Origin of the sequence: Streptomyces diastatochromogenes, from assembly GCF_002242805.1 — a bacterium.
GTDB classification, from domain to species: domain Bacteria; phylum Actinomycetota; class Actinomycetes; order Streptomycetales; family Streptomycetaceae; genus Streptomyces; species Streptomyces diastatochromogenes.
In genome coordinates this window covers 308390-329850 of the sequence record NZ_MCGQ01000020.1, presented here as the reverse complement: position 1 = coordinate 329850, position 21461 = coordinate 308390, and the positions used below count along the sequence as shown (strand labels likewise).

Sequence of the window (21461 nt, the reverse complement as noted above, 5' to 3'; positions counted from 1 at the left end):
TCAGCTCCAGGCGAGCAGCAGCACGCTTCCGAGGGCGAGGACGACACCGACGTGCTGGACCGTGCGGATGCGCTCCTTGAGCACGAACCGCGCCAGCAGCACCGTGCTGACCGGGTAGAGCGAGGAGAGCAGGCCGACGATGGCGAGGCTGCCCGCCTTGACCGCGATCAGGAACAGGATGCTCGACCCCATGTCGAGCACCCCGGACAGCAGCGCGAGCCGGGCCGGCGTGGCCGGCAGCCGCAGGGACGTACGACGGACCAGGCCCAGGATCAGCAGCAGCGTCAGCGAGGCGCAGCGGGCCCACACCAGCGGCCACAGGCTGGAGTCGCTCGGGGTGTGGGCCAGCAGTACGAAGAACAGCCCGAAGCCGGCGCCGGCCAGCAGGGCGAACCCCACGCTGCGGGCCATCTTGCGCCGGTCGGCCGAGCCGTCGGAGTCGTCGCCCGACAGGGACACCAGCAGGACCGAGGCAAGGGCGCACAGGACGCCGATCACGGCCAGGCCGGTGAGCCGGTCGCCCGACAGCACCCCGGCGATCACGGGCAGGGCGGCGGCCGCCGCCGCGGTCGTCGGGGCGACCAGGCTCATCACGCCGTTGGCCAGGGCGTGGTAGAGGAGGATGGCCCCCAGGCTGCCGCAGAGTCCGGCGAGGCCGCCCCAGACCGCCTCGGACCAACTGGTCCCTCCGTGGGAGAGGATCCCGGCGAACACCAGGGCCGTCAGCAGACCGGCGGTGTTCGACCAGCAGACGACCACCGCGGCGCGGGCGTGTTTGGTCGCCAGTCCGCCGACGAAGTCGGCGGAGCCGAGCACCATCGCGGACGCGAGGGCCAGGAACAGATTCACCGGGTACTCCTTGGGAGGGGCAGGAGGCGGTCCCCGGCGGGGACCGCCTCGGTAGGGGGCTGAGCGACCGTTACGGCCGGCTCGTCAGATATCCGCCCATGGTGCGGAAGAAGTCGACGCCGCGCAGCTCCCGGCCGTCGTCGGTGCGGACCCGCTCCACGACCAGGCCGTACTCCGAGCCGCGGCGCGCGTCGGGGCCGCAGACGACGGCCACGCCTTCGCCCTCCGGGCGGAAGACCCGGCCGACGGTGCCGCCGAGGCGAAGCTGGGAGACCGAGGCGGACAGGATGCGGACGCGCTCGCCCTTGTAGTACGCGAACGCGTTGGGGTACGGGTCGACCTGGGCCCGGACGAGATTCGTGATGTCCCGCGCGGACCAGGTCCAGTCGACGCGGCTGTCCTCGATCGACCGCTTGTGGAAGAACGTGGCCTGCGCGGGGTCCTGCTTGGTCCAGTCGGTGCGGCCGGAGGCGATGAGGTCGATGGCCTCCAGCGTCGCCGGGACGAACAGATCGACCGTCTTGTGGAACAGGTCCGTGACGGTGTCCTTGTCCTCCACCGGCACCCGCTTCTGCACCACGATGTCGCCGAGGTCGAAGTCCTCGTTCATGAAGTGCACGGTCACGCCGACCTCGCGCTCACCGTTGATCAGCGCCCAGTTCAGCGGTGCGAAGCCGCCGTAGCGGGGCAGCAGCGCGTCATGGACGTTGATCGCGCCATAGGTGGCCAGGCCGTAGATGCGGGGGGCCACCCAGGTGCGCCAGTCCGAGGAGACCAGCAGATCGGGCCGCAACTCCTCCAGCAGCGCGGCCACTTCGTCGTCGTTGGCGTACTTGCGCTCCAGTACGGGTATGCCGTGCTGTTCGGCCAGCTGGACCACGGAGTCGTTCCAGATGGTCTCGTAGACATGGCCGCTGGTGGGGTGGGTGATGACGAGCGGAATCTCGTGCTCGGACTGCAGCAGGGCTTCGAGGACCCGGTGCCCCCAGGTCTGGTAGCCCATGAAGACGATGCGCATGCGGTTCGCCTCGTTCCTTCCGGTCACGGTCGTGTGAGGGGCAGGGACCACACGTAGGCGAAGCCCGCGCCCGCCTTGTGGTCGAAGGTGTCGCCGGCCTCGTAGGTGGCCAGTCGGCCGCTGTAACGGGAGTTCTCGGAGCGACGGCCGAGCACCGTGCACGAGCCCTTGTACAGCTCCATCGTGATCTCGCCGGTCACCTGGGGCTGCACGCTGGCGACGAAGCCGTCCAGGGCGCGGCGCAGGTCGGAGAACCAGTAGCCGTAGTAGGCGAGTTCGGCGTAGCGCAGGGCGAGCGCCTGCTTGTGGTGGAGGGTCTCGCGGTCGAGGACGATCGCTTCCAGCTCCTCGTGCGCGGCCATCAGCACGGTGGCGGCGGGCGCCTCGTAGATGCCGCGCGTCTTGAAGCCGACGATGCGGCTCTCGACGATGTCGATGCGTCCCACGCCGTGCTTCGCCGCCAGGGAGTTGAGCCGGCGCACCAGCTCCACCAGCTCCAGCTTCTCCCCGTCGAGGGCCACCGGGACGCCGCTCTCGAAGCGGATCGTGACCTGCTCGGCCTGCTCGGGGGCGGACTTGGGGTCGGCGGTGAGCTGCCAGGCGTGCGGCGGGGGCGGCTGCTCGATGTCGTCCAGCTCACCGCACTCGATGCTGGTGCCCCAGATGTTGGTGTCGATGCTGTACGGGTTCTCCTTGGTGACGGAGACCTCGATGCCGTGCTCGCGTGCGTACGCCAGCTCCGACTCCCGGGTGGTCAGCTCCCAGTCGATGACCGGGGCGAGCACCTTCAGGCCGGAGTCGAGCGCGGTGACGCTGGTGTGGAAGCGCACCTGGTCGTTGCCCTTGCCGGTGGCACCGTGCGCCACGGCGTCGGCGCCCTCGGCGTGCGCGATCTCCACCATGCGCTGGGCGATCAGCGGCCGGGAGAGCGGCGCGGCCACCAGGTACTTGTTCTCGTAGCGGGCGTGCGCCTGCAGGGCGGGCAGGGCGAAGTCGCTCAGGAAGCGCTCGGCGAGCGGCTCCATGTAGACCTTCGAGGCCCCGGTGCGCAGGGCGCGTTCCTTGACGGCGTCGAGGGATTCGAGCTGGCCGATGTCCGCGCAGAAGGCGATGACCTCGGCGTCGTAGCGCTCTTTGAGCCAGTGCAGTGCCACGGAGGTGTCGAGGCCTCCGGAGTAGGCGAGCACGATCTTCATGGGTTCTCCGGGATGTCGTGTCGGCCGGGGTCGGCCCGGTGGGGTCAGCGCTGCTGCACGGCCGGCAGGTCGGCCGTGACGGTGTCGAGGACCTTGGCGAAGTCCGCGCCGTCGGCGATCTCGCGGGCCGCCCGGAGGGTGGCGGCGTGCGCGGTGTCGAGCTTGTCCCGGGTGCGCTCCAGCCACTCCCCGTGCCCCTGCACCGCCTGCCGCAGCTCGGCGCGGACGGCCTCGACGCTCTGCGGGGAGGTGCCGCCGGGGCTGGTGTAACTGGTCACCGCGGCGCGCGGCGCGAAGAGGCGGGCGAGGATCTGCTCCTCGACGGGGTGGCCGAGTCCGGCCAGGATCTCGGCACCCGCGGCGGTGTCCCGCAGGGTCGCGCCGCGCTTGAGCAGGGCGCCGACGAGCGAGCCGGTGACGTGGTGCGCCTCGCGGAAGGGCAGGCCGTGGTCGGAGACCAGGTAGTTGGCCAGTTCGGTCGCGGTGGAGAAGTTGTCCCAGCACAGGTCCTCGCCGCGCTCGCTGTTGAAGCGCAGCCCCCTGGTCTGGCCGGCGACGATACGCAGCGTGGACAGGTAGGTGTCGATGGCGTTCCACAGGTACGGCTTGTCGTCCTGGAGGTCGCAGCTGTAGCCGAGGGTGACGCCCTTGGCCATGGTGAGCAGCTGGACGAGGGTGCCGGCGGTGCGGCCCGCGCGGCCGCGGGTGAGCTCGGCGACGACCGGGTTCTTCTTCTGCGGCATGATCGAGCTGCCGGTGGCGTACGCGTCCGAGACCTCGACGAGGCTGTACTCGTGCCCGCTCCACAGCACGATCTCCTCGGCCATGCGGGAGAGGTTGTTGCCGCCGATCGCGAAGGCCGCCGCGCTCTCGATGAGGTAGTCGCGGGCGCTGGTGGCGTCGAGCGCGTGGCTGAGCACGCCCCGGAAGCCCAGCAGCCGGGCGCTGAGTTCCCGGTCCAGCGGGAAGGAGGTGCCGGCCAGCGCGCACGCGCCCAGCGCGGACTCGTCGGTACGGTCGAAGACGTCACGCAGCCGCCGTACGTCCCGCAGCAGCATGCTCGCGTGGGCGGTCTTCCAGAAGCCGACGGAGACCGGCTGGGCGGCCTGGCTGTGTGTGTAGCCGGGGAGGATGGCGAGCAGGTCCTCCTCCGGGAAGGACAGCAGGACGTCGATGAGCGCCAGGTTCGCGGCGACGGCGTCGAGCTGGACGCGGCGGAGGTACATGCGGGCATCGGTGGAGACCTGGTCGTTACGGGACCGGGCCGTGTGCATGTGACCGCCGACCTCGCGGCCGAGGTCCTCGATGACCATCTGCTCGATGTTGAAGTGGACGTCCTCGAGTTCGGGGCGCAGCCGCAGCTCGCCGCGCTCGTGCCGCTCCGACAGCCTCAGCAGGGCGCCGAGGATCGCCCGCGCGTTCTCGGCCGGGATGATCTCGCGGTGGCCGAGCATCAGCACATGGGCGATGTCCTGCCACAGGTCGGCGAAGACGAGCCGCACATCGACGTCTGTGGTGAGCGTGTAGTCCAGGACATCGGGGGTGATGTCCTCGTCGAACCGGCCGCCCCACAACTTGTCAGTCACTGTTGGTCCTTTGCGTACGGGAAAGTCCGGCCGTTCCAGGCAGCGCCGGAGGACAGGCCCCGTCCCGGGGCTCCTCGGTCGCACAGCGTCTCTGCCGACGGCTGACTCGATCCTCTGCGGGGTCGCAACAGGCTGTCCACAGCGGGACACTGGCCGTGACATGCCGTGTCCGGCTCCGGACAGGGAGCGCGTCCGGGGCGGGCTCGCCACAAGATTCCTCGTGGAACGCGCCGCCCAATTGACAACTCCCCTTTCGGCCACGGGACTTGTGGAGGATTTCCGGAACTTGACCTTCCCCGGGGCTATTTCTGTGTGCCGCGTTACATGGCCGCAATGTGCCATGACCCTTCCTGGACGACGGACTTCTCTTTCCCCGCCCCACGCGAGGGGGGCAACATCGGATCGCCACCGGAACGCCGTACCAGTGGCTCGAATTGACGAGGGGGATGTAATGCGTAACGAGAGCATTCAGGCCAAGGGGAGCTGTCTGGCCGCGCTCTTGATGGGGGCCGCGATGCTCGCGGTGCTGGCCGGCACCGTCGAACGGCCGGCGGGAGGGACCGAGGCGCCGGCCGTGGCGGCGGCCGCGGCACCGGACGATCTGGCCTGGGGCTGATCAGCCACCTGATGCCGACACGGAGCGGGTCATCGCAGCAGCCGATGGCCCGCTCCGGCGTGTCCGGCGGAGCCGTGGCGACCCCGGAGCGATCTCACTGTTTGGATATGCCATAGTCGGCATGAATATGAAGGAGTGGATCGCGTGTGCGCCATATGCTGACCGACCAGGGCCATCGCCTTCTGCGGCTGCTGCTCAGCGACCCCTCGGTGGGTCCGCGTGCGGCGGGCGAGGCGCTGGATCTGTCCGAGGCTGAACTGGACCGCGCCCTGGACCAGTTGAGCCGGACCGGGCTGGTGCGCCGGCTGGGCGGCCACGGTGAGGTGGTCACACTCAGTCCGGACGCGGTCCTCGCCCGGATGGTGGCCCTGCAGGAGGAGGCGGCCGGCGAGTGCCTCGCCGAGCTGGAGCGCGCCCGGACCACCCTTTCGGTGCTCAGCGCCTCGCTGATGCGGCTGCGCACCGACGGCGAGCAGCCGTCCCTTGCCAGTCGGCTGGTCGGTCAGCGCGAGATCTCCGTCGCGCTGGAGGGAGCGGCCACGCAGGCCCGCACCGAGGTGCTGAGCATGCACCCGGGCTCCCCGCTGCCGCACACCATGCTGAAGGACAGCATGAAGCGCAACCGCGAGGTCATCGACCGCGGTGTCACCATGCGCTCCATCCACCTGAGCACGATGCTCAAGGTCCCGCACGGCCGAGCCCACCTGGAAGAACTCCAGGAGGCGGGCGCCCAGGTCCGGGTGGCGTCGGTGCTGCCGTTCCGGCTCATCGTGGTCGACCGGGTCGTGGCCTACGTACCGGCCGGAACCGCTGATACCGATCCGGACGCGAACCCGGACGCCATCACGGCCCTGGAGGTCCGGGACCCCGACATGCTCGCCCTGTTCGTGTCGGTCTTCGAGTTCTGCTGGGTGCACGGCGCCACCGCGTCGGCGGCCGTCGCCCCGAACGCGGACACCGCGGACGAGGACCTCGACAGCCGGGAACTCTCCCTGGTGCGGATGCTCAGCCAGGGCATGAAGGACGACGCCATCGCCCGGTCGCTCGGGATCTCCTCGCGCACGCTGCGCCGCATCATGACCGACCTCATGCGCAAGCTCAAGGCCGACTCCCGCTTCCAGGCCGGCGCGCATGCCGCGGCCCGCGGCTGGCTCGACGTCTGACCGGACGCCCGCCCCCGTTCTCCCGGCGTCCCCCCTGTCTCCCACGCGCTTTCGCCACGTCCAGTCTGGCAGTCGGCGCCCCCTGTCGTGACCCAGGGGGCTGACCGCCCGGTGCCACGACCGCACTCGGCCAGCCCCGCGCAGGGGCCGTCGAGGGGTCGGCCGGGATAAGTTTTCAGTCATCGAGGGTCAGAAACCTTCGCGCTCAACTGGCCATTTACCGACGAGACTTACCCGGGTCTCGATATGTGGAAAGATCTTGTGCGGCTGATTGGAACTGTGATGTGGTCACGTTCCGGCGAAGCAGTGTCACGAATTCCCGCGCTCGCCGCGTTCCTGGACAGGTAATTCCGTCCAGGAACCGCTCGTTACCGTCCCTGCGATATCTGAGGCAGTCCTGTGCGACTGCCCGGCAGGCGAATCGAATTCCGCGCGATCCACGGCGTCGAACCGGCGCGTATTCAGCGACCGCCCCTGCTCTGGGGAGCGGTTCAGGAGAGGACAGACGATGGACCGACGTGTGGTCATCACCGGTCTCGGGGCCGTAACCCCGGTCGGCGAGCGTGTCGACGAGATCTTCACCAACCTCATGAACGGCCACAGCGGGGTACGGGAGACCACCCGTTTCGACACCTCCCGCTGCCCGGTCAAGACCTCCGGCGAGGTCGTCGGGTTCAACCCCGAGGACCACGGAATCTCCCCGCGGGACCAGCGCGTTCTGGACCGCTATCAGCAGTACGCGCTGGCCGCCTCCAACGCCGCGCTGCTCGACGCGGGCCTGGACCTGCCCCGCAACGAGATCGTCTCCCGCAAGAAGTCCGACCAGCGGTTCCAGCGGTACGGCGCCGCCATCGGCATGGCGTTCTCCAGCACCGAGGTGCTCCAGGACCAGTTCGCGAAGATGGCGGAGAAGGGCACGCGGGGTGTGTCGCCGCGGCTGTTCAACATGACCCTGCCCAACGCGGGCACCTCGCTGCTGTCCGTGCGGTACGGGCTGTGCGGGCCGCTGGTCACCGTCTCCGGCGCCTCGGCCTCGGGCTCCGACTCGGTCATCGCCGCGTACGACAAGATCCGGCACGGCCGCGCCGAGGTGATGCTCGCCGGTGGTGCCGAGTCCCCCGTCACCGAGATCATCGTCTCCGGCTTCGCGCAGAACCACACCGGGGCCGCCTCCGGCGCGTGCCGGCCCTTCGACCGCGACCGCGACGGCACGGTGCTCGGCGAGGGTGCGGCCGTGTTCGTCCTGGAGGAGCGCGAGCACGCCCTCGCCCGCAAGGCCCGTATCTACGGAGAACTCCTCGGCTACGGCCTGCGCGGCGACGCCTTCGACATGAGCGACATCCCGCCGAGCGACGCCCCCGGCATGACCGCGTGCCTGGAGGAGGCCCTCGCCGACGCCGGCATCACCCCGGAGCAGGTCGGCTACCTCAACGTGCACGGTACGGCGACCAAGTCCAACGACCCGGCCGAGGTCACCGCGATCCGCAAGGTGTTCGGCGGGCACGCCGACAACCTGCGGGTCAGCGGCATCAAGGGCGCCACGGGGCACATGCTCGGCGCGTCCGGCGCGATGGAGGCCATGACCGCGCTGCTCGCCTCCTGCCACGACCAGGTGCCGCCGACCTGGGGTCTGCGGGTGCCCGACGAGGGCTGCGAACTCAACCACGTCATCGACAAGGGCGCGCACACGCCGGTCGACGTCGCCGTCTCGACCAGCGTCGGCATGGGCGGCAACAACTCCGCGCTCGTCTTCCGCGGCGCGTGAACCGTCCTCCCATCCGCACCCAGGACCGGAAGCAGGTCATGACCGTACCGAGCAACGTCCTCGTCGTGGGTGGCGGCCCGGCGGGGTCCGTCACCGCGACCCTTCTCGCGCAGGAGGGATTCGACGTCCGGCTGGTGGAGAGCCGGCAGTTCCCGCGCTACCACATCGGGGAGTCCCTCACCCCCTCCACCCGGCACGTGCTCCAACTGATCGGTGTCGCCGACAAGTTGGACGCGGGCGGCTTCCAGGTCAAACGCGGCGGCGCGTTCCGCTGGGGCGACGACAGCTGGGTCATCGACTGGAGCAAGCAGTTCGGCGACCACGTGAGCACCTGGCAGGTCGACCGGGCCGCCTTCGACGCGCTGCTGCTCGACAACGCCCGCGAGAAAGGCGTCCGGGTCGAGCACGGGATCGCCGCGAAGTCCGTGGACTTCGACGAGGACGGACGCCCCCGCGCGGTGCACTGTGTGCGTGAGGGCGAGGGACCCGTCACCCTCGACGGGTTCGACTTCCTCATCGACGCCTCGGGCCGCGCCGGACTGCTCAGCGCCCAGCACTTCCGCAACCGGCAGCAGCACCGGTTCTTCCGCAACGTGGCCCTGTGGAGCTACTGGGAGAACGCCCGGCTGCTGCCGGACAGCCCCGAAGGCGGGGTGAACGTGATCTCGTCGCCCAAGGGCTGGTACTGGGTCATCCCGCTGCACGGCGGCCGCACCAGCATCGGTCTGGTCACCCACAAGGACGTCTTCGCGCGGGACCGCCGCGCCCACGGCTCCCTGGACGACCTGTACCGGTCGGTGATCGCCGAGTCCGACATCGTCAGCGACCTGGTCGCGGACGCCACCTGTGTCGCCGAGGCGCGGGCGGAGACCGACTACTCGTATGTCGCCGACCGGTTCTGCGGCCCCGGCTACATGCTGATCGGCGACGCGGCGTGCTTCCTCGACCCACTGCTGTCGACGGGCGTCCACCTCGCCCTGTACGGCGGCCTGGTGGGGGCGGCGGCGCTGGCCTCGGTGCGGCGGGGCGAACTGCCGGAGGCCGAGGGGCTCACCTTCTTCGAGGCCGCCTACCGCCGCGCCTACACCCGCGCCCTCGCCCTGGTGAGCAGCATGTACGAGACCTACCAGGGCAAGGACGACTTCTTCTGGACCGCCGACCGGCTGGTCCGGGAGGACGCCGGAGCCGAACGCGGGGCCCGGGACTCGGTCTCCTTCGGCGAGATCATCGCCGGCATGTCGGACATCCGCGAGGCGACCGACGCCCGTACGCGGGTGCTGACGGACCGCCTGGCGGACGAGGCGCTGCGCGTCCAGAAGGAGGCCACGGCGGGCGACCCGGACGTCGGCGAGCCGTCGTTCGACGTCCTGCGGACCGAGCCGCACCGCGACGACAGCCTGCTGGGCCTGCGCGTCGTGACCGAGCCCCGGCTCGGCCTGCGTCCCGCCGACCCGGCCTGATCAGCCAGCCCGTGACACCTCGGCTCGGACCGGGGCCGGCCCCCGGTCCGAGCCGCCAAGACCGCAGCAACCCGGCCCGGACCAGGCCCCGTTCACCCCGTCCGAGCCGCACGAAGCGCGCCCCGGCGCGCCCTCACCAGGGAGGAGGTCCACCATGACGGACGGCATCCACACCGCCCCGGACGGCGAGTTGTACCCGGCGTTCCGCACGGTGGCGCTCGCCGCGCCCACGGCCCGGGCGGTGGTCGGCTACGACGGCACCGAGTCGACGTACGCCGAACTGCTCGCCGCCGTCGACGCCGCGGCCGGTGAGCTGGCCGCCCGGTTCGGCCCGCGCGATGTGCTGGGGCTGGCCGTCGACGACCCCTTCACCTTCCTGTCGCTCTACCTCGCCGCCGCCCGGCTCGGCATCGTCACCGTCCTGCTGGACAGCCGCCTGTCCGCATCGGAGCGCAGGCACAACGCGGCCCGTTTCGACGTCAGTCTGCTGGCCGTGGACCAGCAGCCGTACCCCGGGCGGGGCGCGTTCGCCCTGCGGGCGGTCGAGGACGCCGAGCGGCACCGCGCCCGGGCGGCGACCGGCTACGCGCCCGGCGACTGGGTGGTGCACTGCACCTCCGGCTCCACCGGCGAGCCCAAGGGCATCGTCATGAGCCAGGCGGCCATCGGCGCCCGGGTCCGGCTGTGGGGCGGCGAGCTGGAGCTGACCCCGGACGACGTGGTCCTGTGTCCGCTGCCGCTGGCGCACTGCCACGGCATCGACGTCCTCACCCTGCCGGCCCTGCTCGCCGGCGCGACCGTGGTGTTCGCCCGGGGCGGCCGGCTGACCGGCCGGGGCCTGGCCCGGCAGATCGACCGGAACGGCGTCACGCTGATGAGCGGCCTGCCCGTCCTGTACCAACTGCTCACGCAGGCGCGGCAACTGCCGCCGGCCTGGGCGCGTTCGCTGCGGACGGTCATCTCCGGGAGCGCGCCCCTGGGCCTCGACACGCAGGAGAGGTTCCACGAGCGGTTCGGGGTGCCGCTGCGCCAGGTGTACGGCCTGTCCGAGATCGGCGTCATCTGCTTCGACCGGACGTACGTCGGCCACGGCTCCATCGGCACCCCCGTCGCCGGTGTCGAATGGCGGCTGGAGCCCGTGCCCGACGGCACCGGCCGGGAGCCCCTGCACGAGCTGTACGTCCGGGGCCCCGCGCTCGCCCGCGGCTACTACCACGACCCCGCATCGAGCGCCGAGATGTTCGAGGACGGGTGGCTGCGCACCCGCGACCTCGTCCGCGCCGACCGCGACGGCTGGTACGTACGGGGCCGGTTGTCCGGCTTCATCAACGTCGCCGGGAACAAGGTCGGCCCCCTCCAGGTCGAGGCCGCGCTGCGCCGCTGCCCCGGCGTGCTGGACAGCGCCGTGGTCGGCGTCACGGACGCGGGACAGACCGAACGGGTCGCCGCGCTGCTCGTCGCCGACGACGGGTTCGACCTGACCGAGGTACGGCGGCTGCTCGGCGAGCGGCTGCTGTCGTACCAGCTCCCCCAGCGGTACGAGATCACCTCGGCGATCCCGCGCACCCCCCTCGGAAAGACCGACTACGCCGCCGTACGGCGGCTCATGCACGCTCAGGAGGGCAGCACCCAGTGACCGGTCGTGAGATCGAGGACGTCGTCGTCGCCGACGCCCGGGCAGGACTGGACGCGATGGCCGACGGGCTCTTCGCCGCCCTGTCCGCCCGGTCGGCCGAGCAGCACGAGCAGGACGCCGGGCCCGCGTTCGCGGCGCTGAAGCGGACCCGCGCCACGGCTCTGCTCGTGCCCCGGGAGTACGCGGGCACCGGGGCGTCAGCGGCGGACGCCGTACGCTTCCAGGTCGCGCTCGGCACCCTGGCCCCGGCCGTGGCCATCGCCACGACCATGCACCACTACAAGATCGCCGCGCTCGGCCGGGTGGCCCGCTCCGGCGACGAGCGGGCCGCGGCGATCGTGAAGGACCTCGGCACCGGCGCCGGGCTCCTCGCCTCGGGCGGCGCGGAGTCGGCGCCCGGCCGCGACCTGCGCACGCTCGGCAGCTGGGCGGTCCGCGACGGCGCCGACTGGCTCGTCACCGGCCTGAAGCGGCCGTGCTCCCTGTCCACCAGCATGGACGTGCTGTCCCTGATGGCCGAGCTGCGCGCGGCCGACGACACCCCCGAGGGATACGCGCAGGTCTTCGTCCCGGCCGGGGCCGGGAGCCTGGAGCGCGAACCGTTCTGGACCAGCCCGGTGTTCGGCGCGGCGGAGAGCCACGCCGTCCGCCTGTCCGGTGTGCGCGTACCGGACGACCGCGTCTTCCCGCTGCGCGGCGAGACCGGCCGGCGCTTCGCCACCGACTGCTACACCTGGTTCCAACTGCTGATCAGCGCCTCCTACCTCGGCGTCGCCCGCTGCCTGGCGACCGCCACCCCGGCCGAGCGGCGGGCGGGCTCCAGGCGGTGGACGGAAGCCTTCGACGGGCTGCGCCGACTGCAGGCGGAACTGCTCGACGCGGCCGACGCGATCGACACCGGCCGGCCGGCGGGCGACCAGCTCAACCTGGCCGTCCGCGCCCGCGACCGCGTCGAGGACGAGATCGGCGCCCTCGGCGGACTGCTGCTGCGCGCGGCCGGTGGCGGCACCTTCGCCCGTACGGGCTTCTTCACCCTGCTCGCCGGAGCCCTGCACGCCATCGCGTTCCACCCGCCGCAACGCGGAGCCCGCGAGGGCATCGGCCTGGAACCGCTGGACGCCGAGTCGAAGGACCGTCGCTGACCATGTACACCCGAGACCACTTCAGCCTGCCGCTGCCCGCCATGGCCGACTTCGTACGGGCGAGGTCCTTCGGGGTCCTCGCGACCCATCACGCCGGCACGGTGTACACCTCGCCGCTCCCCGTGGACCTGCGCGGCAGCGAGCAGAGCGGACTGTTCGTCGCCGGGCACGTCGCCCGCGCCAACGCGATGACGGCGGCCTTCGAGGCGGGCGCCCCGGCCACGATCACCGTGCTCGGCCCGGACACCTACGTGCCCGCCGAGTGGTTCGGCACCCGCAGCCGCATCCCCACCTGGCTGTACTGCGCGGTGGAGATCTCCGGCCGGCTGGAGGTCAGCGACGCGGCCCGCACCCGCGCCGACGTCACCGGCCTCATCGACCGGCTGCAGAAGGAGACCGTCGAGGGGTCGACCTGGTCCCTGGACGAGATGCCGGCCCAGCTCACGGACGGCTATCTCAAGAACATCGTCGGCTTCCGCCTGTACGACCTCCAGCTCGCCTCCTGCTTCCGGCTGAACCAGCGCAAGGACCACTCCGGCGAGCTGGCCGAGGTGCTCGCCGCGAGTGACGACGCCGCCCGGCAGGAACTCGCCCGGCTGGTCCTGCGGCCGCCGACCGCCCGGACCGAGTGAGCGCCGCCATGCAGACACCGGATGCCCTGAGCCGGCTGCTCGACCTCGGCCGGGCCGACCGCACGGCCGTCGAGTGGTGCGGGCACGAGCTGTCGTACGCCGGGCTCGGCGCGGCCGTCGACGACGTGGCCCGCCGCCTGACCGAGGCGGGCGCGGCACGGACCAACGTGCTGCTCCTCGGCCCGCTGACCCCCGCTTACGTCGTCGGGCTGCTGGCCGCGCTGCGCAGCGGTGCCGTCCCCGTGCCCGTCGACGCCGGGATGACGTCCGCCCAGTACGCGTGGACCGAGCGCATCTCCCGGCCGTCGGTCCTGCTGAGCAGCGACGTCTCCCCGGTGGCGCACTTCCGTGGCGCCACCGGCGCGGACGTCGGCGAGCTGGTCGTCGACGCGGCCACCGGCCGGGTCGTCCTCGACACCACGGGCCCACAGCGCCCCGACAGCGCCTGGCGGTACCCCGGCGACGACGCCGGCTACCTCATTCCGACGTCCGGTTCGACGGGCGCCCCGAAGGCGATCGTCGGCAGCAGGACGGGCCTGAACGCGTTCCTGTCCTGGTTCGTCGAGGAGTTCGAGCTGGGCGAGGACGACACCTGCGCCGCCCTCACCCGCGTCAACTTCGACCCCTCGCTGCGCGAGCTGCTCGGCGTGCTCGTCGCCGGCGGCAGACTGAACCTGCCCCCCGTGGACGTCCAGCTGGACCTGGCCGCGCTCGGCGGACACCTCGTCGAGAGCAGGCCGACGCTCGCCTTCCTCGTCCCGTCCCTCGCCCGGCGCGTCGCGGACGTCCTGCGCGCCGACTCCACGCGGCTCGGCGCGCTGCGGCTGGCCTTCTTCGCCGGGGAGGTGCTGCCCGCGCGCGTGGCGCAGCAGTGGCGCGGCCTCGCCCCCGGCGCCGAGATCGTGAACCTGTACGGCATGACCGAGGGCACCCTCGCCCAGCTCTTCCGGCGCGCGGCGCGCCCCGAGGACGCGGCCGGGACCTGGGGGCTGCCCGTCGGACGGCCCCGCCCCGGGGTGACGGTGACGCTCGCCGAGCCGGACGCGGACGGCCGGGGCGAGGTGCTCATCGCCTCCGCCGCGCCGGCCCTGGGCATCCTCACGGACGGCCCCGGCACGACCCCGCGCACCTTCCACGTCGAGCCGATGCCCCCTGTCCTGCGCACCGGCGACATCGGCTTCCGCTCCGACGGTGACCTGGTGATCGCCGGGCGCGCGGGCAACGACCTGAAGGTGTCCGGCCGGCGCGTCTCGTACCACCGCTTCGTCGCCGAGGCCGAGGAGCTGGCGGACGTGGCCCAGTGTGTCGTCGTCGACCGGCAGGGCCCGCACGCCTTCGTCGCCGTACGGGATCTCGCGCCCGAGGACGAGGGCACGCTGCGGGAGCGGGTGCGCGCGGTGGCGGGGCGGCTGGAGCTGCCCGCGCCGGACGTCCATGTGCGCCGGGAACTTCCGTTGCTGCGCAGCGGGAAGGTCGACCGGATGGCGCTCGCGGCCTCCGTCTCCGCAGAGGAGGCGTCCGGGCCGGGTGCGCCGAGCCAGGAGGCGACCACGACGGACGTCCTGCTCGAACTACTGGATGCGCAGGGGGAGTCGACCGCATCGACCGCGTTCGTCGAGGCGGGCCTCGGCTCGCTCGACATGATCGCGTTCGTCGCCCGGGTCAACCGGCACTTCGGGCTGGCCCTCTCGGCCCAGGACTGCTTCGGCCACCGCGATGTGGCCTCCCTCGCCGCGGCGATCGAGCGGCTGGGCCGCACGGAGACACCCGCGTCGGCCGTGCCCGAGGACGCCGCGGACACCGTTTCCGGCGAGCCGGGCACCCACCCCCTCTCCACCCGGCAACTCGCCTACCTGGCCACCTGTATGGCGGACGGCAACGCCAACTGGTGCAACCTCTCCCGCGAGGTCCGCGTCGAGGGGACGGTGACCCCGGCCGAGGCGCGTGCCGCGCTGGACGCGCTGGTGGCCCGGCACGACGTGCTGCGGCTCTCCCTCACCCCGGAGTGGACCGGGCAGGTCCACACCGAGCCCGCCGGGGTGCGCTGCCCGCTCACCGTCCACGAGGCCGGATCCCGCACGGTGCAGGAGGCCCGCTTCCAGGCGGTGACGCGGCTGATCGACCCGACGACGGCTCCCCCGCTGCGGGCCGTCCTGGTGCCGGGCGAGGGCACGACGTCCGTCGTCGTGGTCGCCCACCATCTGTTCCTGGACGGGCTGAGCATGGACCTGATCGCCCGCGAGCTGCGCGCGCTCCTGCTCGGCGCACCTCTCGGCGACGCCCCACCGCCGGACGGCTTCCGCACCTACTGCGCGGCGACGCGCCGCCCCACGGAGCCGACGCCGGACGCGGAGTACTGGCGGGAGGCCCTGAAGGGCGCCGGGCAGACCGAACTGCCCGAGGCGGCCGGCGCGCGCGACGGACTCCTGCTCTCCCGGCCCTTCGGCGTACGGGCGGTACGGGCCGCCCACCGGCTCGCGGCGGCGACCGGGGTCTCGGTCTTCGCGGTCGTCCTCGCCGCCTTCGACCAGGCCGTCTCCCGGACCTTCGGCCTCGGCGCGCTGAACGTCGTCGTCCCCGTCCAGGCCCGCGACGGCATGCCGGACACGGCGGCCGGCATGTTCATGAGCCAGCTCGTGCTGCGCGGCGGCGGACCGGCCCCGGTCGAGGACAAGGCCAGGGAGTACGCCGGCCAGTTGGCGGCCGGTACGGCGCACAGCGCGTGGGAGTTCGACCAGCGGGCCGCGGAGCACGGACTCGACGGCACCGACCGCTTCCCGTTCTCCACGGTGCTGTTCAACCAGCACCCCAAGGAGCGCGGCCTGCGGGCCCGCGACCTCGGCTCCTGGGAGCCGCGCCCGCTGGGCCGCTCGCTGCGCTACCAGCTCCAGGGCGAACTGCAGATGTCGGCGGCGGAGATGGCGCTGACCTACTACTACCGACGGGGGATCGCGATGCACGGAACCGACGTCATCGACCGGCTCCACGCCTGCGTCATCGAAGCGCTGTGTCAGGCGGGAGGGACCCGCTGTGCGCACTGACGAACCTTCCGTCCCGGCCGGGTTCTGGATGCCCACCGAGCGCGAGGCCCGGCTCCTGGTGCAGCGCGCCGGCGGAACCCCGGCGTTCGTCTACGGCCGTGCCGCCCTGCGCGCCGCCGTCGACCGGGTCCGGGCCGCCTCGGTATCCGGCGCGGAGCTGTACTACTCGCTGAAGGCCAACCCGCACCCCGGTGTCGTCACCGCCCTGGCGTCCCTCGTGGACGGCTTCGACGTGTGCTCCACGGCCGAACTGGAGACCGCGCTGAACGCCGGTATGCCGGCCGCGAAGGTGCTGTTCACCGGCCCGGCGAAGACGCGGTCCGAGGCGGCCGCCGCGCTGGCCGCCGGGGTCGCGGTGACCGTCGAGTCCCCGGGCCAGGCCCGCCTGTTCGCCGAGGTGGCGGACGGACTCGGCGTCGCCGGGCGGGCCGTCGTACGCCTGAACACGCCGTATCCGGGCCGCACCCCGGGCAGCGCGCCGTCCCCCAACCAGTTCGGGGTGGCCGCGGAGGATCTCGCCGAGGTCGTGGACGTCCTGCGGGACTCCGCCCTGTCGGTCGACGGCCTGCACCTGTTCTTCGGCTCGCAGTACGCCGACGCGGGGGTCATCGGCGCGGCCCGCCGGGCGGCCCTGGAGCGGGCCCGGGACGTCGAGGAGCGGTTCGGGCTGAAGCTCGGGCTCGTCTCCGTCGGCGGTGGCATCGCCCTGCCGTGGTGCGCCGCCGACCCGGACGTGGACTGGGCGGGGCTGGAGGCGGCGAGCGACGAGCCGCAGGCGTGGGGAGACGACGGCGACCGGACCGTCGTCTGCGAGTACGGCCGCGCCATCGCCGGCCCGGCCGGGGTGCTGCTCACCACCGTGCTGGACGTGAAGACCGTCGGCGACCGGCGCTATGTGGTCGTCGACGCCGGCCTGAACCACCTGTTCGTCGCCGGCCGGCTGGTGGCCGGCGGCGGCCGGGGCGAGCCCCTGGTCCGGGCGGTGGGTCCGGGGCGCCCGGGTGCTCCGGAGCGCGCCTACGTGACCGGGCCGCTGTGTTCGCAGCTGGACGTGCTCGCCGAGGACGTGCCGCTGCCTCAGGTGGCGGCCGGCGACACGCTGATGTTCCTCGGCGTGGGCGCCTACGGGCCGACGTTCAGTCCCAGCGGCTTCCTCAGCCGCGACAAGGCCGGGGAGATCGTCCACTGATGACCGAGACCGCAACCGAAGCACTGGCGGCCGTCCTGCCGCCCGACGCGCTGAGCCCGATCCAGCGCGCCTACCTGGTCGGCGAGCAGGCGGGCATGGAACTCTCCGGGCCCGCCCGGTACTACGTGGGCTGCGACCTGGACCCGGCGTGCGTCCCCGGGCTCGGGGACCGGCTGCGCCGGCTGGTGCGCGCCAACCCCGTCCTGCGCGTCGCCCTGGCTGACGACCTGTCGATGCCGGTCCTGCCCGAGGCGGCCGCGGACGAGACCGACGTCGAGATCCGCCGGGTCGCCGACGCCGACTTCGACGCCGTCGACACCGCCGTGCGCGAGACCTGCACCGCGGACACCTTCGCCTTCGCCGGCGGGCCGCGCCTGCGCGTCGTCGCCGTGTGCTCGGAGCAGCGGGCGCGCCTGCACCTCGTCTACGCCCTGTGGCTGATGGACGCGGCGTCGCTGGACGTCTTCCTCGCCGCACTGGTGTCGGACCGGGCGGCCACGGGCACGGCCCCGGCCGGCGTCTCTCGTGCGGCGGGCGGCCGGGACCGGTCCGCGCGGGACCGGCGGTTCTGGAGCGAGCGGGCCGCCGCCCTGCCCGACCCGGCGGAACTGCCGCTGCGACCCGACTGGCGGCGCGCCGGCCCGGACGTCACGCACCGCATGCTGACCGTCGACGCGGCCACCGCGCGCGCCCTCGCCGGGACGGCCCGCGAGCACGGTCTGACGCCCGCGATGGTCTACCTCTCCGTCTACGGCGTGCTCCTGGGCCGCCTCGGCGGCGGTGTCCCGCACACCCTGACCGTGCTGTACTCCCGGCGCGCCGGACAGCCACCGGCCCTGGACGGCCTCGGCAACCACGGCACCACCATGCCGCTGGAGATCCCGGCGACCGCCGGGCAGGGCTTCGCCGGGATCGCGGGGACCGTGCAGCGCCGCTACCTGGCCCAGGCCCTGCACGGCTCCCTCAGCGGCGCCGAGATCGCCCGGCTGGCCGACCCCGGCGGCGACCCGCGCCGGCTGCCGTACCCGTTCGCCTTCACCGCGCTGACGGCCGACGGGCGCCGCGAGGCGGACCTCGGGTTCCGGCGGCGCTGGGACGAGGTGCAGCTGAGGGTGCCCCAGGTGCTGTTCGACCACCAGGTGGTCATGGACGCCGACGGCAGCGTCCGGCTGGGCTTCGACTGGCGGACGGACGCCTTCGACACCGGCTTCGTCGAGGACTTCGTCGGCCAGTACGCCGACCTCGTCGGGGAACTCGCCGCGTCCCGCGACCACTGGGCGCGCCTGCCGTACCGCACCCCGGCCCCGGCCCGGCCCCTCGCCTCCGTCGCGGGGGAGACCCTGCACGACCGGGTGATGCGCCGCGCCGCCGAAACACCCGACGCCCCGGCCGTGCACGACGAGCAGGGCACCCTCGGCTACGCGGAGCTGGCCGCACACGCGGCGGCGGTGGCGGACGCCCTGCGCGCGGCGGGCGCCCGCCCCGGGGACAAGGTCGCCGTGCATCTGCCGCGCGGGCGCGGCCAGGTGATCGCCGTTCTCGGAAGTCTGCTCGCCGGCTGCGTCTACATCCCGCTGGACCACGGCATCCCGGCCGGCCGTCTCGACAGCATCGCGCGGCGCGGCGAGGTCCGCTTCGCGTTCACCGACGGCCGGCCGGAGGCGGACCAGGGCTGGGCGCGGCGCGGGGTACGGCCCCTGCACCTGCCGGAGCCGGACGCCGTGCCCTCCGGGCCGCCCGCGCACCGCCCGGCCCCGGACGCGACGCCCACGGCGTACATCATCTTCACCTCCGGCTCGACCGGTGAACCGAAGGGCGTGGTGATCTCGCACGCCGCGGCCCTCACCACGATCGACGCGGTCAACGACGAACTCGGCCTCGGCGCCGGCGACTGCGTGCTGTCGGTCTCGTCGATCGGCTTCGACCTGTCCGTGTACGACATCTTCGGACCGCTGCTGCGCGGCGGCGCCGTCGTGATGCTCTCCGAGCGGTCCGCGCGCAACCCCGCCGCCTGGGCCGACCTCATCGGCCGGCACGGTGTGACGATCTGGAACTCGGCCCCCGCGCTGGCGTCCCTGCTGGCCGAGGAGGGGACCGCCGTCCCGACGGTGCGGACCTTCATGCTCAGCGGCGACTGGATCCCGCTGACGCTTCCCGCCGCCCTGCGGCGCCTTGCGCCGGCCGCGCGGGTGATGAGCCTGGGCGGGGCGACCGAGGGCGCGATCTGGTCCATCCGGCACCCGGTCACGGACGCCGACTGCGCGGGCCGTTCCATCCCGTACGGCACGGCCCTGCCGGGCCAGGACATCCATGTGCTCGACGCGGAACGGCGGCTGTGTCCGGACTGGCACATCGGGGAGATCTGCATCGGCGGCGCGGGCGTGGCCGACGGCTACGTCAACGACCCGGAGAAGACGGCGGCGGCGTTCGTCGACCACCCCGTGTTCGGGCGGATCTACCGCACCGGCGACCGAGGCCGCCGGCACCCCGACGGCGTGGTGGAGTTCCTGGGCCGCACCGACACCCAGGTGAAGCTCAACGGACACCGGGTGGAGCTGGGCGAGGTGGAACACCTCCTGGACCGCCTGCCGGGCGTCCGGGGCAGTGCCGCGTGCGTTCGTGGGGAAGGCCGCCGCAAGAGTCTCGTCGCGTACGTCACCCTCGCCGAGGACCCGCCGGGGACCTGGCAGCGGGACGCGTACGCCGCGCTCGGCAAGGCCCTGCCGCACTACATGGTCCCGGACGCCGTGGTCGCCCTCGACGAGATCCCCCTGACCGGCAACGGCAAGGTGGACCGGCGCCGGCTCCAGTCGCTGCCCCTGCCCGACGACGAGCGCGCGGACGCGGAACCGGCGGTCCCCGCAGGCGACCCGCTGGGCCAGGAGATCGCCGGGTGCTGGCGGGAGGTGCTGGGCGAACCCCCGGGCCGACGAGGCTTCTTCGAGGCCGGAGGCAGTTCGTACGACGCGATCCGGCTGCTCTCCCTGGTACGCGGCCGGCTCGGACACGAGGTGTCGTTCGGCGACTTCATGGCGGACCCCACGGTCGCGGGTCTGGCCTCGCTGTGCCGCCGGGTGCGGGGCGAACGCGGCTCCGGCATCTGGACGTACCGCCCGCGCGCCGCCGTGCGTCCACGGCTGCGGCTGGTGCTCTTCCCGCCGGTGGGCGGTGGTGTCTCCTGCTATGCGGGGCTGATCCGGGAGCTGCCGGGCGACATCGACGTCCATGTGGCCGGGTTCGACGCTCCGGTGGCCCGGTCCGGCCCGGCGGTCTCGCTGACCGGGCTCGCCCGGGGCTGTCTGCGGGAGCTGCCCGCCGAGGTGCTGTCCGGTGACGGGCCGCTGGTCTTCGCCGGGTGGTCCTTCGGGGGCGCGCTGGCCTTCGAAGCGGCACGGATCTGCGGGGTGCCGGTGGCCCGGGTCGTGGTGGTCGACACCCCGGTCTCCGCCGCGTCCCGTGCCCACGGCGACCCCGGGGACGATGCCCTGCTCGCGGGGTTCCTCAGGGACATCCGGGAGACCAGCGGGGCGGACGTCGACCGGGCCGACGTGGCCACGGATCCGACGTTGCGCACCCGGTTCGAGGTGTACCGGCAGAACATCGCGGCGCTGGCCGCCTGGAGTCCGCGACCGGCCGCCCTGCCCGTCGTGGAGTTCCGGGCCGGTGAGCAGCCGGCCGAGCGGGACGCCGGCGCCTGGGGCCGGGTGGCGCGGACCGCCGGTACGGCCGTGCTGACCGGCGGGCACTTCGACGTGTTCCGGCCGGACAACGCCCGTCACGTCCGGGACGCCATCGACGCCAGCGATGCCGTCGACGGGATCGAAGGCATCGAAGGCATCGAAGGCATCGAAGGCATCGAGGAATTCGACGGGATCGAAAGGGCCGAAAGCCGATGACCAGAACCGATGTACCGGTCGCCGTCCGCGAGGAATTCGTCTCCCGGGGCCACCCGCTCTCCCCGTCGCAGGACGACGTGGATCTGATCAGCCTCGGCGTCAACTCGGTGACGCTGATCCAGGTCCTGTCCGCGCTGGAGGACGTCTTCGGGATCGATTTCGACATGGAACGCCTGTTCTCCGCGCCCGTGACGGTGGCCCGGCTGGAGACGGAGATAGCGCGCGGCACCGCGCTCGCCTAACGGCACACGCAGAAAAGCACTTTGGGAGGG

Annotated in this window: 15 protein-coding genes; 11 read left to right on the top strand and 4 right to left on the bottom strand. The window is 72.8% G+C overall.

The window, feature by feature from the left end:
- The 4 genes from BEK98_RS24525 to argH form a co-directional block, all read right to left on the bottom strand.
- Entirely contained in the window at positions 1-849 is an 849-nt protein-coding gene (locus tag BEK98_RS24525; protein WP_094218802.1) for an EamA family transporter, read from the bottom strand.
- A 70-nt stretch (positions 850-919) separates the two neighbouring features.
- Positions 920-1867, bottom strand: coding sequence for a methionyl-tRNA formyltransferase (locus BEK98_RS24520; RefSeq protein ID WP_094218801.1), 948 nt, complete (start codon positions 1865-1867; stop codon positions 920-922).
- Positions 1868-1890: 23 nt separating this feature from the next.
- Positions 1891-3063 (bottom strand): argininosuccinate synthase, encoded by a 1173-nt coding sequence (locus BEK98_RS24515; RefSeq protein WP_094218800.1) that lies wholly within the window; start codon positions 3061-3063, stop codon positions 1891-1893.
- A gap of 44 nt (positions 3064-3107) precedes the next feature.
- A complete protein-coding gene (gene argH, locus BEK98_RS24510; protein ID WP_167444250.1) occupies positions 3108-4649 on the bottom strand; it encodes an argininosuccinate lyase in 1542 nt (513 codons plus the stop codon).
- Between the two features lie 451 nt (positions 4650-5100).
- Between argH and BEK98_RS49100 the strand changes: the two genes are divergently transcribed.
- The 11 genes from BEK98_RS49100 (at position 5101) to BEK98_RS24460 (ending at position 21431) form a co-directional block, all read left to right on the top strand.
- Positions 5101-5265 carry a hypothetical protein gene (locus tag BEK98_RS49100; protein ID WP_167444249.1) on the top strand — a complete coding sequence of 55 codons (165 nt, stop codon included), beginning with the start codon at positions 5101-5103 and terminating at the stop codon, positions 5263-5265.
- A gap of 155 nt (positions 5266-5420) precedes the next feature.
- Positions 5421-6428 carry a helix-turn-helix transcriptional regulator gene (locus BEK98_RS24505; RefSeq protein WP_094218798.1) on the top strand — a complete coding sequence of 336 codons (1008 nt, stop codon included), beginning with the start codon at positions 5421-5423 and terminating at the stop codon, positions 6426-6428.
- Positions 6429-6936: 508 nt separating this feature from the next.
- On the top strand, positions 6937-8193 hold the full coding sequence (locus BEK98_RS24500) for a beta-ketoacyl-[acyl-carrier-protein] synthase family protein (RefSeq protein ID WP_094218797.1): 1257 nt from the start codon (positions 6937-6939) through the stop codon (positions 8191-8193).
- A 38-nt stretch (positions 8194-8231) separates the two neighbouring features.
- A complete protein-coding gene (locus tag BEK98_RS24495) occupies positions 8232-9653 on the top strand; it encodes an NAD(P)/FAD-dependent oxidoreductase (RefSeq protein ID WP_094218796.1) in 1422 nt (473 codons plus the stop codon).
- Positions 9654-9807: 154 nt separating this feature from the next.
- Complete coding sequence (locus BEK98_RS24490) at positions 9808-11289, top strand: class I adenylate-forming enzyme family protein (protein WP_094218795.1); 1482 nt, start codon at positions 9808-9810, stop codon at positions 11287-11289.
- Positions 11286-12431 (top strand): acyl-CoA dehydrogenase family protein, encoded by a 1146-nt coding sequence (locus BEK98_RS24485; RefSeq protein WP_094218794.1) that lies wholly within the window; start codon positions 11286-11288, stop codon positions 12429-12431. The genes BEK98_RS24490 and BEK98_RS24485 overlap by 4 nt, the downstream gene beginning before the upstream one ends.
- A 2-nt stretch (positions 12432-12433) precedes the next feature.
- Positions 12434-13063 carry an FMN-binding negative transcriptional regulator gene (locus BEK98_RS24480; protein WP_094218793.1) on the top strand — a complete coding sequence of 210 codons (630 nt, stop codon included), beginning with the start codon at positions 12434-12436 and terminating at the stop codon, positions 13061-13063.
- A gap of 8 nt (positions 13064-13071) precedes the next feature.
- Positions 13072-16104: an AMP-binding protein gene (locus BEK98_RS24475; protein WP_094218792.1), complete on the top strand. Its 3033-nt coding sequence runs from the start codon at positions 13072-13074 to the stop codon at positions 16102-16104.
- The gene (locus BEK98_RS24470) at positions 16094-17293 is read left to right on the top strand and encodes an alanine racemase (protein WP_094218791.1); all 1200 of its coding nucleotides are present in this window, start codon (positions 16094-16096) and stop codon (positions 17291-17293) included. The genes BEK98_RS24475 and BEK98_RS24470 overlap by 11 nt, the downstream gene beginning before the upstream one ends.
- A complete protein-coding gene (locus BEK98_RS24465) occupies positions 17293-21189 on the top strand; it encodes a non-ribosomal peptide synthetase (RefSeq protein ID WP_094218790.1) in 3897 nt (1298 codons plus the stop codon). Before BEK98_RS24470 ends, BEK98_RS24465 begins: the two co-directional genes overlap by 1 nt.
- Complete coding sequence (locus tag BEK98_RS24460; RefSeq protein WP_094218789.1) at positions 21186-21431, top strand: acyl carrier protein; 246 nt, start codon at positions 21186-21188, stop codon at positions 21429-21431. Before BEK98_RS24465 ends, BEK98_RS24460 begins: the two co-directional genes overlap by 4 nt.
- Positions 21432-21461 lie beyond the last annotated feature (30 nt).

Excerpts from the sequence above, each read along its gene's own strand:
- BEK98_RS24520 (WP_094218801.1), bottom strand. The coding sequence starts at position 1,867 with ATGCGCATCGTCTTCATGGGCTACCAGACCTGGGGGCACCGGGTCCTC.
- BEK98_RS24465 (WP_094218790.1), top strand. The coding sequence starts at position 17,293 with ATGACCGAGACCGCAACCGAAGCACTGGCGGCCGTCCTGCCGCCCGAC.
- BEK98_RS24475 (WP_094218792.1), top strand. The coding sequence starts at position 13,072 with ATGCAGACACCGGATGCCCTGAGCCGGCTGCTCGACCTCGGCCGGGCC.
- BEK98_RS49100 (WP_167444249.1), top strand. The coding sequence starts at position 5,101 with ATGCGTAACGAGAGCATTCAGGCCAAGGGGAGCTGTCTGGCCGCGCTC.
- BEK98_RS24495 (WP_094218796.1), top strand. The coding sequence starts at position 8,232 with ATGACCGTACCGAGCAACGTCCTCGTCGTGGGTGGCGGCCCGGCGGGG.
- BEK98_RS24500 (WP_094218797.1), top strand. The coding sequence starts at position 6,937 with ATGGACCGACGTGTGGTCATCACCGGTCTCGGGGCCGTAACCCCGGTC.
- BEK98_RS24505 (WP_094218798.1), top strand. The coding sequence starts at position 5,421 with ATGCTGACCGACCAGGGCCATCGCCTTCTGCGGCTGCTGCTCAGCGAC.
- BEK98_RS24490 (WP_094218795.1), top strand. The coding sequence starts at position 9,808 with ATGACGGACGGCATCCACACCGCCCCGGACGGCGAGTTGTACCCGGCG.
- BEK98_RS24515 (WP_094218800.1), bottom strand. The coding sequence starts at position 3,063 with ATGAAGATCGTGCTCGCCTACTCCGGAGGCCTCGACACCTCCGTGGCA.
- BEK98_RS24460 (WP_094218789.1), top strand. The coding sequence starts at position 21,186 with ATGACCAGAACCGATGTACCGGTCGCCGTCCGCGAGGAATTCGTCTCC.
- BEK98_RS24480 (WP_094218793.1), top strand. The coding sequence starts at position 12,434 with ATGTACACCCGAGACCACTTCAGCCTGCCGCTGCCCGCCATGGCCGAC.